This window comes from Psychrobacillus sp. NPDC093180, assembly GCF_044754065.1.
Classification (GTDB): Bacteria; Bacillota; Bacilli; order Bacillales_A; family Planococcaceae; genus Psychrobacillus.
On record NZ_JBIVOJ010000006.1, the window covers coordinates 80,530 to 92,569 of the forward strand.

The following is a 12,040-nucleotide window of genomic DNA, read 5'->3' on the forward strand; positions in this document are numbered from 1 at the left end:
TTCTAATTGGCAATTCATTGTTATACGTTTCGTATTTTCCTTCCTTTTTGCTTCATACTAAAAATAATAGGAGTGAAGAACATGAAAAAAGATAAGTTTTCCCAAGTGGAAGCAGCTGAAGTAAACATTGAGTTGAACGAAAAAATGAATGAGGAAAAAAAACTTACCTACAAAAAAGATGTTACCTCAGCCACGGAAGCCAATATCGCTATCCAAGAAGAGTTCTATGCTGAAAATAATGATGAAGAAATTTCACCAAGCTTCATCTACAATAATATACCAGCAATTAAATTCACTGGTAACGATAAATAATTCTATTGGTGCCGCTATCAATAAATTGTCCATATGTATGAAAGAGTATGAGAAAAAGACTTTCTTATAGTTTTGGAGGTGAAATGAGATGACTGTTCTAACGATGAAAGAATTAGCATTTATGGAGGATGAAATTCGTGCAGAGGTGATCACCGCAAAAACGATGAACTGGTGTGCAACGCAATGTAAAGACCCAGAGCTAAGAAAAACACTTGAGCAGATGGCAGAAAAACACCAGCTAAAAATTATCGAGCTCTCCCAATATTTCAACCAAACAAATAACATTCAATAACAACAAAAGGTGGATTCGTATGCCAAATAATATCGCAGAACGCGGACTAACAGACCGAGAAATACTCCAGCTTTGTTTAGAGCTTGAAAAAGGACGCTGCCGAAATATCAGCAATACTATATTAGAGACCACACATCAACAGCTACGAGAAATTTATAAGCAATGCTTTGAAAATGCAAGTTCAAACCATTATCAGCTGTTTGAAATAATGAGCAACAAAGGCTGGTATAAAACCGAGCTTGCATCTCAAGAGCAGATTGACAAAGTACAGGAACTTATGCAAAATAACCTGCATCCAGACTGATAGAAGTCGGTACCGCAAAGAATAATTTAGAAAAAGCATTATCCCTAGAGAGATAGTGCTTTTTGTATGTTATATAATTTGCTACTCTCTAAAATCCGTCCCTAACACAGCAAGAATACAACATCGATTATTTAGATGAAGCAGCGATTACTAAAGTCCCTCCCCCAAGCACAATAACAATACTACCAATCATAGTCCATTGTTTATATAAATAAAAACCAATAATAATCATCGCTAATCCTAACAAATAGAGAAGCACTCGCTTTTTCATAAATATCCCTCCCTCTAATTTCATATCAATACAGGACACTCATTTATTCCGAATCGAAAAACAATATTTTCCATTAACAATGATTAGTACAATACACATCGCAATAATAGAAAATAGCTGAGAATGATTCGTTGAGATTGAATAAAAAGTAGAAAGTACGATAGCAATGAATAAAGCAACATTCAATAAATGATAGGATTTGTAGAATCCAATTAGCATAACATGTTTTTCGCCATCATCCGAGATATCTAAAAGTTTTTCTGCATAATTGGAATCCGAAATTTTCGGAATCTGACGTTCAGGATATATTAATTGGATTAAGTTTGTCATGAACATCGTAAACAAATAACTTAGGATCATTGTAAAGATGGCAAGAATTACGAAAAATATATTTTGTAATGTAATAAGAGTAGTACATAAAACCAACACAGAAAGTACCATACTAGATTGAACGAAAAAATTGAAATCTGTATATTTTTTATATATTAGTAGGTCTGCTTCATCTTCTGCATCTCCATCAGCCTCAGTATGATGGAGTTTTTTCACTTGTCTAAATAATATAAAGCTAACAACTAACAATATGAAAATGATAATCAACAAAGTTAGAACTATAATATCGGCATATTTGAAAAAGTCAAACGTGAAATTTTTTAGCATCGATATTGATACTATAAATCCAATGGCTGCACAAATTAAAATTTGTATTACAGTTTTCATTTATAATTCATCCTCCTCTATCAAAAATATACGCTCAATAGGTTCATTAAAAATACGTGCAATCCGAGTAGCAATTAATAACGAAGGAATAAATTCTTCCCGTTCAATTAAACTAATTGTTTGTCTTGAAACTTTCGTAAGCTTGGCAAGCTGTGTTTGATTTAACCCATCTCGTGCCCTTAATTCCTTCAGTCGAGTTTTCATATAACATCCTCCCTGTAAAGATAGTAACAAATACACGTCAATTTGACAAGTATTTTTGTCAAATTGACTAAATAACAGGTCAACACGGATAGATACATCATGGTGAAGAGTAATTGTAAAAAATCCGGAAAATGGCTAAGAGCAACCAAATTACACTTGCATTTTATTTATAGAAGAGAATTAGTGGCATAACTTATGTTTCTTTAAATGTATAGAATTTTATAATTTTCATAATCCAAAAAGACCGAATGATGTTTGCACATCAAACGGTCAAATATCCCAATAATTGCTTAGAAGGTTCTACGAGTTTATTAGGTTAACAATATTTTTCATAAGAAATTCTTTTCCTAGATCATTGAAAACTACGCGTCTGTATGGTCTTCCATTGTAGTAACTCTCGATACTTTCAATTCCATATGCAATGGAATTATCATTTACTACCGTACGCGTTTTATTATCCTGTAACTTTTCTTCGCTCAAAACACCTATTTCTTTCAACTTTCTATTGATCACAGCACCACTCAATTTTTTGGAAACAGTTTCATCAATAACTACATTTACTGCACGTGCAAACTCGTTTATCCCAATAAGTCCCTCTGGTAACTCCACTCTCTCTAATTGCTCTAGAGTAAGCACCACTTTACTAGGACGTTTTCCTTTACTTCTTTTTCTTTGTGTCTTCTCAAATTCACTATCTAAAAAATTCAATAGAACAAATAAATGCCTAATCACTTGGGGCTTGTTCAACAAATGATCTGCACCAATAGATGATCCATCTATCGGGTTAATACCATGCGCTAAATTTTCTAATACTAGTTTTGACTCCAATAATTTTGCTTGGTTTTCCTCCATCCCTACCTCCCATTTTAGTAATATTCATTATATATTTGATCCCTTAAATGAATATTTCAGTTGGCATTCTTTATGTCATTTAGAAGCAATATCTTTAATTTGTTTGACAGTTAAACCCGTAACTTTGACTATGAAATCTAACTCCATTTTCTCTGTAAGCAATTTTCGTGCTATCTCTTCTTTCTCTTCCTGTTTACCCTTTCCTATCCCTTCTTCTCTTCCTTCTTCTCTTCCTTTTTTTTCGGCCATGTATTTTACGTCCTCTAGTTTTGCCTCTTCATCCAAGATATACTTCAAGCGCGATTCATAAGCCAGCACATCTTCTTTGGATTTGCTTAGTTCCTCCCAAGCGGAAAATGCATCGGCTAGAATACCGTCTTTCATCGCTAATTCCTCCAATTCAAAATAGATTTGATCGTAAATTTTTTCTTTTCGTGCATCGACCATTCCTAGCAGTAATAGCCAGCGAACTAAAATATCGTCAAGGGCGTTTAATTCTTCTCGGCGCCACATATCTAAAAACTTACTCATTTCAATGAAATGAATTTCCAAAACATCATCATATTCGCTAATACGATGTATGGTGGAATCTTAATATAAATGAAAGGTATTGTGATAATAATTATTCTTATCGAAAACTGTAAAATTACAAATATTTATCGTAACGGTCGGTAATAGTGAATGATATCCCATCCCTTTAGACAACTGAGTTGCATAAAGCCTAGACCAGTAGTAAAGGGTCCTCTTGAACATATTATGTTCATTGGATAATTGAATTTCAATATTAATTAGTTCTCCTTTCTGAGTTCGAACAATTATATCTAGCCGTGATTGTTTGTCATTTTTATATTCGCCACCTACTTCTTGACTTATAAATTCAACTTCTTTAATCGTATCTCGACCAGTTCGTTGCAAGATAGCATTCAGAAAAACGATTGTAATTTTTTTGTTTTTATCACTTCCGAACATTTGTTTAAAAGCATAGTCAACAGTTAAATCCATTAGTTTAGCTAAAGGAATTCTACTAAGTTCTTTTCGATTAATAAGTTTCACCTCATTATATTATTTATATTATCTATTTCTTTCACCATACAACAACTAGATTTGGAAGTAAATTGTCATAAATGTATTAAAATCTTAACAATTTCATTTTCATCACTTAAATAGTCACTAAATTTAATTTTGGCTCATTTTTTCGTTCCAAAATTACAATGTCTCTATGTATGAAGCTGTTCTAAATTATTTCTAACATCGGGACTTTTTTTACATTGACGTGCAGAAATATAAGAAGTAGAATATTAACCTAAAGTGTAGTTATTACGATTTATGATGTAGCATATAAATTAATGAACGTCATTTTTAGGGTATATTCAAATACTTGTAGCAGATAGGAGAAATAGATGGACTATAAAACGAAAATTCCTGTATATATTTTGAGTGGATTTCTTGGAAGTGGCAAGACGACTGTCTTATTAAACATGCTGGAGCATTGTAAAAACAACGGACAACAACCAGGAATTATCCTAAATGAATTAGGTCAAGAAAACGTAGAAGGTCATTTGTTTGAAGATAGAAAAGTAGTGGAGCTTCTAAACGGTTGTATTTGCTGTACTATTCAAGACGATCTGAAAGAAACGATGAATGATTTAGTTGCAGAAATGGATAATAATCCTTTAGATGTTTTGTTTATTGAAGGGACAGGTGTCGCAAATCCGTTAGAAATACAAGAAGTATTATTAACGGATCCTTATGTGGAGCAATTTGAAATTATGTCGATTATTACGGTACTTGATGCAAGTCATTTTAGAGAGTATCAGAGTATTTTCGCTAGTTCTAGCGAGGTTCGAAAGCTAGTGAAGGAACAAATTATAAGTGGTAGTCTCTTATTATTAAATAAGACAGATCTTATCGGGCCTGCGGAGCTGCAAAAGGTTATCCGGAAAATTAGACAAATGGGCGGAGACGAATCGAATATCATTCAGTGCCAATTTGGCCAAGTAGCTCACAATATATTGTTTGAAAAACGGTTTCAATCTTTTATGATGAATCCACAAAATACACATATTGTTCAAGAGCATGGACATCATCACCACTCTTTAATACAGGCGATTAAACTAGAGGATGTTCCACCCTTTCCTATGAAATCATATGAAAAATGGTTCAAAGGACTTCCTAACAACGTGTTAAGAGCAAAGGGATATATTGAGATTGAACAAACAAATGAACTAGTAAACTTTCAATATGCTTCTAACAAAGTCACGTTTACCAGACTACCTGCTTCCACTCCTAAAAAATCAATCATTATATTAATCGGGACCGATCTAAACAATGAAGCGATAAGTGAACATTGTAAACACTTATTAGAAGGTATTTTATAAAGGAATAACTTGTTAAGGGAAGTGGATAATCCATGCGAACGACCAGGATCTCCTTGTGGAAAGAAACCTTTATATTCCTGATTTTTGGGGTCATCGTCTTTTCATTTATGGTTGCTGACTATATAGAAATACCCTTTGAAATCTCTAAAACTTGGTTAAATGCGGGCACTATATTTTTGAGTATTGTTTTAGAGGCGTTACCTTTTATTTTTTTAGGGGTATTTGCCTCTGCCCTTATTCAAACTTATGTATCAGAAAGCACTGTTCAAAAATGGATTCCTAAAAATCCGCTAGTTGCGATTGTTCCAGTAGCGTTATTAAGTGCACTATTTCCGGTTTGTGAATGTGCCATCATTCCAGTCGTGAGGAGACTAATCAAAAAAGGAATGCCTTTGCATTTAGGGATTATTTTAATCATCGGAGCTCCTATACTAAATCCAATTGTTTTCGCTTCTACGTACTATGCATTCCAGTCAACACCAGGTATTGCTTATGCGCGAATGATTCTAGCGTTTATATTGGCTATTATTATAGGTATTATCGTATTTTTCTGCTATCGGAATACGAATCAGTTGAAATGGACTACTACAGAATTTGTAGATAGTCATGTAAATATGGTCAACACGAAAAAGAGCTCTAAATTAAAACTTCTATTGTTTAATTCGACCGATGAGTTTTTTGATATGGGGAAATATTTAATATTTGGGACTATATTAGCTAGTTTATTTCAAACTTTTTTCAATTGAGAGACATTAGTTAGTCTTGCTTCTAATGACTTTGTCTCTCCACTTGTGATGATGGGACTTGGTTTTATATTGTCTGTATGCTCTGAGGCCGATGCATTTGTAGCCTCCTCGTTTGCCCATACATTCCCTACCGGCTCACTTTTAGCATTTTTACTATTTGGCCCTATGTTAGATTTAAAAAGCTCCTTTATGCTCTTTGCCTATTTTAAATTTAAATTTGTTATTGGCTATATGATCATTGTAACGATGTCCGTTTATGCAGCTATTTTAATATTTCAGCATTTTATATTGTGAGGTGGGATTATGCGAAAAGAAACGGATTATAGGTTTCATATCTTATTGAGGGGCGTTGTATTGATTGGCTTTTTCTTGCTTCTCTTTAAACTGCTGCTTTCCGGCGATATTCAAAATTTTATAGCGCCTAAAATGATACCTTTCTCTTATTTGTCTGTGATAATATTACTAGTTTTAGGTGTTATTCAAATATGGAGAAGTGGGTCTAAAAATCGAACTGATTTGTTTTGTAATTGCGGTTTTGACCATAATAACGCAGGCTCATTCATTGGCAGCTTTTTTATCTATTCTTTATTTCTTACACCTTTACTGATTGGCTTTTGGTTTCCAGATACTGTTTTAGACAGTTCCATTGCAGCAAAAAGGGGCATCAATTATGGGGCAAACTTATCTGAACAAAATTCAGAGGACGCTTACCTTAGTGCTGAAAATACGTATAATAATGTCGGCTTAGAAGGAGATAACGGCATTGTAGTAGATCCTTTAGCCGAAAATAACTTATATGAAGGCTACGATGAAAGTATGGAGTATAAAAATAGAGAAGAGTTAAAGAAGGAGCTTTTAAATAGTTCCAAAGTTGTTGTGAAGGATGAGTATTACTTAGACTCTTTAGATATAATCGTTAATAATATAAACGCTTTCGTTGGTAAAGAAATAGAACTGATAGGCTTTGTTTTTAAAGAACCAGAGTTAGCAGCTGATCAATTTGTTGTCGCAAGATTTGCAATCTCTTGTTGTATCGCAGACTCTACAGTTTTTGGTATTATCGCCTCTACTGATATGTCCCATCCAGTAATAACAGATGAGTGGATTCGTACAACTGGCATTATATCCAAAACAACCGTAGACGGCTTCGAGCTGCCAATGATTGAAGTAAAGAAAATTGAGCGAATAGAGCAACCGGAAGATCCATACGTGTATGAGCTCTATATGCCTTAATAGTCTATACGATGTTTTAGTCATCTATTAAATGATTCCCCATAAAAAGCATGAGCAAATTTGCCTCATGCTTTTTTATAATTTTCCAAATGACTAGATTCAACTTTCTAACAAATTCTACTCTAGATATGTATTTCGCTGCACATAAGAAAAGATGACCATCCCTAAACCTAAAATAGCACAAAGCTTGTACATAAATGAAAAGGAAGCTAAATCCACAACCGGACCCATTAAAAGTCCACCTAACGATACCCCTAAATCAGCCATGGCGATAAACAAGCCAATAAGCACATTACGATTTTGTGAAGATAACACAAACGATAAATAGGTCGTTAATGTCGGATACACAATAGCTTGAGCAATCCCTATTAAAATCGCTCCTATGTATAAAAACACTGCCCCTCCTGTTATTGCAAAGCTTACACACTGTGTCCCAACAGCAAGCATGGACATCGTTGCAATAATAAAGGACGTATGCCATTTACCATCTGAAGGTATTTTCTTTCTTAAACAGAAACGGGCAAGCACTACAGTAAATGCTTGAAGCATAAGGTAAACCCCAGCACTTCCACCCTCCACTTCAACCGTATATAAAGGAATAAAAGTAGTTATAGCACCAAATATAATGGAAGATCCTAACATTAATATACTACACATAAATAGAAACTATTAACTTAAAAGAATTAGTTCTTAAATAAAAAAACGCGTTTGCCCTCTACTAAAGGAAAATGTTTCGTGTAGTCTATCCATTCTACCCTTTGACATCGGGTTTCTATTTTTTCATGAAGCTCTGCATCTATTGCTTCTATTCTTTGTACAACCTTATCGTAAGATAGGTTAAAGCGAGAAGCAGCCAAGTTAACTGGTGAGTATTTGATTAAAAGCTGGCAAAACTCCTCTGCATTCTCTGCTTTTTCCGCCAAACTATCTTCTATGTTTACAATAAATTGATACAATTCTCTTTTGTCATCCGGAAGCTTTGCTACCTCACTTCGAAACAAAAACTCTACAAGTCGTTCATTCAAATTACTCACCTCGCGTAAAAAAAGAAAGGGATACATGTCCTTCTCTTCAAGTGTTATAAACGAGAACTAAAGCATTTAATGTAATCCTGATTTATATCACCAACTCGATTTTTTCACACCGGGTAATTGTCCCTTATGTGCCAATTCTCGAAATGCAATTCTGGACATATTGAATTTGCGCATATAACCTCTTGGTCTTCCAGTCACTTCACACCGATTTTTCAATCGCGTAGGTGATGAATTTTTCGGAAGCTTGCTGAGCGCAATATAATCTCCTTTTTCTTTTAATTCCTTCCTAATTTCTGCATAGCGAATAACCAATTCTCGCTGTTTTTTGTCCTTAACCACTTTCGATTTTTTTGCCATTGTAATACCTCCCTTTTATTATTTTGTTTCTCTATGAAGTGTTACTTTGCGTAGACGGGGGCAATATTTTTTTAGTTCAATACGTTCCGGATTGGTCCGTTTGTTCTTCGTTGTAATATAATTGCGATCGCCCGTCTCTGTACAAGCCAATGTAATATTTACTCTCATGTTTGCTGTTCCTCCTAGTAATAATTTCCTTATAATTTACAAATTATCAGCTATACACCATAAATAGTAATGGTTACGATTTAGTTGATATAATGAATTAAATCATAACATTTGTAAAAAGTAAAGGAAATTTTATCCCGCATTAGCGGGCAGTAACTTCAAGATTTAAGAAAAGCGAAAAGATAAGTGGGAGATCAACTGCTGGCATGCGCCCGATGAAATGATCCCAGACTAAGTACGCAACATCGGGTGGGACACAACTAACAATCAGTGGGGATGACGGGACTAAAAGCCCGACGTCCATGTCGCAACGCCCCCACTAGCACGTCCTGTGCGTCGAACCCCCCCTGGTTGAAGGTTCACTTTATTCGCTTGTACATAAATCATTTCACTTAGCCCACTACCATTCTTTCGCTACTACATAATGTATGCATGAGTATTAAAAATGGTAGGAGGAACAAAAATGACTTATGGCGATAGCAATCTTCCCCAAAACAAAAAAGATCATTTCATGGAAGCACCGGAATTTGGTTTTAAACCACTATGGAATATGATGCAACAAATGGATTCGCTTTTCAGTCAATTTTTTAACCATCTGGACAATCATCTTCCCCTAAATTCATTTCAAATTGATACACATGAAACTGCAACGGACGTGATTGTCGAAGCAAAATTACCTGGTTGCAATCGAAATCAAATAAAACTGGATATTATAGGGAATGTTATAAGGATAGGTGTGGAGGACTCGCTTCAAGAAGAAATTCAATACCCGACGCACACAGGTAGAAAACAATTTTATTCGCGAAGAGAGCAAATGGTTACCCTCCCTTATACAATCCCAGAACAAGACACCTTAGTCACTTTTCAAAATGAAATTTTAAGAATCTCTTTTCCAAAGAATGCTGTGCAGCGAAGATTCCTTACAATTGATGACCAATGATTATTGGGATTTCACATATAGTAGGGATACTGTGCGGAAGTTATCGTTGTCAATCCATGTAAACATCCTACTTTAAGAATTAGTTGCTTTCATCGGCAATTTGGTTGCTCTTATACTGATTTAGTTGCTTTCCGAATAGAATTGGTTGCTTCCAATGACTGATTGATTGCCCTTAACCATTAACTGGATAATAGTGCAGGGAGATCTTCAGGTTATGGGGATACCGATTAGTAAATAGTGCCAGCGTTCGCGATCTGTTATGTCTCGTCAGACCATTTATTGGAATATATTACGGGATATATTTCCTTGCAATAATTTCAGAAGCCAGAAACGAAAAGAAACCAAACATAGATTAAGTACTATGATCTGGTTTCTTTTTGGTTCTATTAAAAAACTTTAACGAGAAGGTCTCGCTTCTTGACAGTTGGAACATTTTTTCTGATTGCTACCTTTAAACTTTGTAAACGTCTTTTCAAATTCATTTCCACATGAACATTTAAACTGTAGTTTTTGCGAAAAACCTAGATATTCTTTTGAAAGTAATTCACTATCTGAGTTCTTCGCAACATAATCTCGTATTTGTTCAATCGTCCATTTTTTATTCATATTCACACCTCCAATAGTTTTGACATTCGATTAGACCAATAATCTACCTGAATTCCTATTGTACCATCACTTATACATTCCTGTTTTAGACTGAAAAATTCCTCTATTAGTAAATATTATGATCACTTGCCTTTTGACTATTCCACCACCGAATTCCATGCCATCCAACTCCCAGAACCACAAAAAAATCATCTCTAGCTAAAAAGCCGAGATGATTTTTTATATTAGAAAGTTATAACTCCTAACAAAATTGCTGCTATAATCATGACAAAACATGAACCTAATGCCCACTTAATGATAAACTTTTGATGATCTCCAAATTCTACACCAGCCATCCCCACAAGTAGGTAAGCAGAAGCCATTAATGGGCTCATCGCATGGACTGGTTGACCTAATATAGAAGCACGCGCAATCTCTATTGGATCTACCCCATAAGCTGCTGCAGTTTCAGCCAAGATTGGCAACACACCGAAATAGTAAGGATCATTTGCCATAAAGTAAGTAAATGGAATACTTGTTACCGCAGTAATAACAGCAAAACTCGAACCAAAAGATTCTGGAATAACGGCAACTAAGCTATTGGCCATTGCATCAACCATTTCCGTTCCAGATAAAATTCCAGTGAAAATACCCGAAGCAAAAACTAATCCAACAACTGCAAGTACATTTCCTGCATGGTGAGATATTCTAGCTTTCTGATCTTCTAGATTTGGATAGTTAATCATTAGCGCTATAACAAAAGCAATCATGAACAAAGTAGATAATGGTAATACAGAAGTAACCAAACAAACAATCAGTGCAACTGTTAATGCAAGGTTAACCCATAACATTTTTGGTCGTTTATAGTCTTCTACTGTGGAAGTTGCAGCTAACTCACTTACAGCAAGCATCTCTTCCTTTGAATATTGGATTTTGGCAACTCCCAATCTTTTACGCTCTTTTTTCCCAAGAATGAACGCCGTAAATAAAATCCACAGAATTCCTGCAGCCATAACAGGGATAAGAGGTGTAAACACATCTGCTACATCAAGCTGCAATGCTGCTACCGCTCTAGCTGTCGGTCCACCCCAAGGTGTCATGTTCATAACGCCAAATGAGAGCATCGCAACACATGTTAAGATAAGTGGGTTCATTCCAATGCGCTTATATAACGGCAGCATTGCCGATACTGTAATCATATATGTTGTTGTTCCATCACCGTCAAGTGCTACAATCATTGCAAGAATAGCTGTACCTACAACAATCTTTAACGGATCACCTTTAACAATCGCTAAAATCTTTGCAACAAGTGGGTCAAATAAGCCCGCATCGATCATTATACCAAAGTAAAGTATAGCAAACATTAACATGACACCAGTCGGTGCTACTTGTTTTATACCCTCTAGCATCATTTCACCGATGCCTGGTCCAAATCCTCCGAGCAATGCAAACAAAATCGGTATCGCAACTAACGCAACCATAGCGGACATGCGTTTTGAGATTATTAAGTACATAAATACCGCAATCATTGAAAAACCTAAAAGTGCTAACATACTTTTCCCCCTCACTACTTCTTTTCCCCAAATGTCATTTATCAAATATGGAAAATAATTAAACAATTTAGATATTATTTAATTAATATAAAGG

Annotated in this window: 15 protein-coding genes and 3 pseudogenes; 7 read left to right on the forward strand and 11 right to left on the reverse strand. The window is 35.0% G+C overall.

Annotated elements, in window-relative coordinates:
* Positions 1-81 precede the first annotated feature (81 nt).
* From ACIP9W_RS10435 to ACIP9W_RS10445, 3 genes are all read left to right on the forward strand, one after another.
* The gene (locus tag ACIP9W_RS10435) at positions 82-312 is read left to right on the forward strand and encodes a hypothetical protein (RefSeq protein ID WP_400788916.1); all 231 of its coding nucleotides are present in this window, start codon (positions 82-84) and stop codon (positions 310-312) included.
* A gap of 88 nt (positions 313-400) precedes the next feature.
* Positions 401-604 (forward strand): hypothetical protein, encoded by a 204-nt coding sequence (locus tag ACIP9W_RS10440; protein WP_142540085.1) that lies wholly within the window; start codon positions 401-403, stop codon positions 602-604.
* 19 nt (positions 605-623) lie between these two features.
* A complete protein-coding gene (locus ACIP9W_RS10445; protein WP_400788918.1) occupies positions 624-908 on the forward strand; it encodes a spore coat protein in 285 nt (94 codons plus the stop codon).
* A gap of 127 nt (positions 909-1,035) precedes the next feature.
* On the opposite strand, the gene ACIP9W_RS10450 is transcribed toward ACIP9W_RS10445, so the two are convergent.
* From ACIP9W_RS10450 to ACIP9W_RS10470, 5 genes and pseudogenes are all read right to left on the reverse strand, one after another.
* Positions 1,036-1,179, reverse strand: a complete 144-nt coding sequence (locus ACIP9W_RS10450; protein WP_400788921.1) for a hypothetical protein — start codon at positions 1,177-1,179, stop codon at positions 1,036-1,038.
* A 39-nt stretch (positions 1,180-1,218) separates the two neighbouring features.
* On the reverse strand, positions 1,219-1,896 hold the full coding sequence (locus ACIP9W_RS10455) for a DUF3169 family protein (protein ID WP_400788922.1): 678 nt from the start codon (positions 1,894-1,896) through the stop codon (positions 1,219-1,221).
* A complete protein-coding gene (locus tag ACIP9W_RS10460; RefSeq protein ID WP_400788925.1) occupies positions 1,897-2,100 on the reverse strand; it encodes a helix-turn-helix transcriptional regulator in 204 nt (67 codons plus the stop codon).
* A 300-nt stretch (positions 2,101-2,400) separates the two neighbouring features.
* Entirely contained in the window at positions 2,401-2,952 is a 552-nt protein-coding gene (locus tag ACIP9W_RS10465; RefSeq protein WP_400788927.1) for a hypothetical protein, read from the reverse strand.
* Positions 2,953-3,027: 75 nt separating this feature from the next.
* Positions 3,028-3,954: pseudogene (locus ACIP9W_RS10470) on the reverse strand (Rpn family recombination-promoting nuclease/putative transposase).
* 398 nt (positions 3,955-4,352) lie between these two features.
* Here ACIP9W_RS10470 and ACIP9W_RS10475 point away from each other — a divergent pair.
* The 3 genes and pseudogenes from ACIP9W_RS10475 to ACIP9W_RS10485 all read left to right on the forward strand — a co-directional run bounded on the left by ACIP9W_RS10475 (position 4,353) and on the right by ACIP9W_RS10485 (position 7,309).
* A complete protein-coding gene (locus ACIP9W_RS10475) occupies positions 4,353-5,330 on the forward strand; it encodes a CobW family GTP-binding protein (RefSeq protein WP_400788929.1) in 978 nt (325 codons plus the stop codon).
* A 107-nt stretch (positions 5,331-5,437) separates the two neighbouring features.
* Positions 5,438-6,370 (forward strand): annotated as a pseudogene (locus ACIP9W_RS10480) (permease).
* Positions 6,371-6,379: 9 nt separating this feature from the next.
* Positions 6,380-7,309 (forward strand): TIGR03943 family putative permease subunit, encoded by a 930-nt coding sequence (locus ACIP9W_RS10485; protein WP_400788931.1) that lies wholly within the window; start codon positions 6,380-6,382, stop codon positions 7,307-7,309.
* A 117-nt stretch (positions 7,310-7,426) separates the two neighbouring features.
* Here the strand turns inward: ACIP9W_RS10485 and cntE are convergent.
* From cntE to rpmG, 4 genes and pseudogenes are all read right to left on the reverse strand, one after another.
* Positions 7,427-7,975, reverse strand: a pseudogene (gene cntE, locus ACIP9W_RS10490) (staphylopine family metallophore export MFS transporter CntE); the annotation flags it as partial.
* 17 nt (positions 7,976-7,992) lie between these two features.
* Complete coding sequence (locus ACIP9W_RS10495) at positions 7,993-8,334, reverse strand: hypothetical protein (protein ID WP_400788933.1); 342 nt, start codon at positions 8,332-8,334, stop codon at positions 7,993-7,995.
* 96 nt (positions 8,335-8,430) lie between these two features.
* A complete protein-coding gene (gene rpsN / locus ACIP9W_RS10500; protein ID WP_400788935.1) occupies positions 8,431-8,700 on the reverse strand; it encodes a 30S ribosomal protein S14 in 270 nt (89 codons plus the stop codon).
* 18 nt (positions 8,701-8,718) lie between these two features.
* A complete protein-coding gene (gene rpmG / locus ACIP9W_RS10505) occupies positions 8,719-8,868 on the reverse strand; it encodes a 50S ribosomal protein L33 (RefSeq protein WP_142540081.1) in 150 nt (49 codons plus the stop codon).
* A gap of 463 nt (positions 8,869-9,331) precedes the next feature.
* On the opposite strand from rpmG, the gene ACIP9W_RS10510 reads away from it, so the two are divergent.
* The gene (locus tag ACIP9W_RS10510; RefSeq protein ID WP_400788938.1) at positions 9,332-9,808 is read left to right on the forward strand and encodes an Hsp20/alpha crystallin family protein; all 477 of its coding nucleotides are present in this window, start codon (positions 9,332-9,334) and stop codon (positions 9,806-9,808) included.
* A 396-nt stretch (positions 9,809-10,204) separates the two neighbouring features.
* Here ACIP9W_RS10510 and ACIP9W_RS10515 read toward each other — a convergent pair whose 3' ends face one another.
* Together ACIP9W_RS10515 and ACIP9W_RS10520 are read right to left on the reverse strand one after the other, a co-directional pair.
* Positions 10,205-10,414 (reverse strand): hypothetical protein, encoded by a 210-nt coding sequence (locus ACIP9W_RS10515; RefSeq protein WP_400788940.1) that lies wholly within the window; start codon positions 10,412-10,414, stop codon positions 10,205-10,207.
* A 224-nt stretch (positions 10,415-10,638) separates the two neighbouring features.
* A complete protein-coding gene (locus tag ACIP9W_RS10520) occupies positions 10,639-11,946 on the reverse strand; it encodes a CitMHS family transporter (RefSeq protein WP_400788943.1) in 1,308 nt (435 codons plus the stop codon).
* Positions 11,947-12,040: the final 94 nt, after the last annotated feature.

What these genes read in the sequence shown, in the direction of transcription:
- ACIP9W_RS10485 (WP_400788931.1), top strand. Translation starts at nt 6,380, where the DNA reads ATGCGAAAAGAAACGGATTATAGGTTTCATATCTTATTGAGGGGCGTT.
- ACIP9W_RS10510 (WP_400788938.1), top strand. Translation starts at nt 9,332, where the DNA reads ATGACTTATGGCGATAGCAATCTTCCCCAAAACAAAAAAGATCATTTC.
- ACIP9W_RS10435 (WP_400788916.1), top strand. Translation starts at nt 82, where the DNA reads ATGAAAAAAGATAAGTTTTCCCAAGTGGAAGCAGCTGAAGTAAACATT.
- ACIP9W_RS10520 (WP_400788943.1), bottom strand. Translation starts at nt 11,946, where the DNA reads ATGTTAGCACTTTTAGGTTTTTCAATGATTGCGGTATTTATGTACTTA.
- ACIP9W_RS10475 (WP_400788929.1), top strand. Translation starts at nt 4,353, where the DNA reads ATGGACTATAAAACGAAAATTCCTGTATATATTTTGAGTGGATTTCTT.
- ACIP9W_RS10450 (WP_400788921.1), bottom strand. Translation starts at nt 1,179, where the DNA reads ATGAAAAAGCGAGTGCTTCTCTATTTGTTAGGATTAGCGATGATTATT.
- ACIP9W_RS10440 (WP_142540085.1), top strand. Translation starts at nt 401, where the DNA reads ATGACTGTTCTAACGATGAAAGAATTAGCATTTATGGAGGATGAAATT.
- ACIP9W_RS10445 (WP_400788918.1), top strand. Translation starts at nt 624, where the DNA reads ATGCCAAATAATATCGCAGAACGCGGACTAACAGACCGAGAAATACTC.
- rpsN (WP_400788935.1), bottom strand. Translation starts at nt 8,700, where the DNA reads ATGGCAAAAAAATCGAAAGTGGTTAAGGACAAAAAACAGCGAGAATTG.
- ACIP9W_RS10460 (WP_400788925.1), bottom strand. Translation starts at nt 2,100, where the DNA reads ATGAAAACTCGACTGAAGGAATTAAGGGCACGAGATGGGTTAAATCAA.
- ACIP9W_RS10515 (WP_400788940.1), bottom strand. Translation starts at nt 10,414, where the DNA reads ATGAATAAAAAATGGACGATTGAACAAATACGAGATTATGTTGCGAAG.
- rpmG (WP_142540081.1), bottom strand. Translation starts at nt 8,868, where the DNA reads ATGAGAGTAAATATTACATTGGCTTGTACAGAGACGGGCGATCGCAAT.
- ACIP9W_RS10465 (WP_400788927.1), bottom strand. Translation starts at nt 2,952, where the DNA reads ATGGAGGAAAACCAAGCAAAATTATTGGAGTCAAAACTAGTATTAGAA.
- ACIP9W_RS10455 (WP_400788922.1), bottom strand. Translation starts at nt 1,896, where the DNA reads ATGAAAACTGTAATACAAATTTTAATTTGTGCAGCCATTGGATTTATA.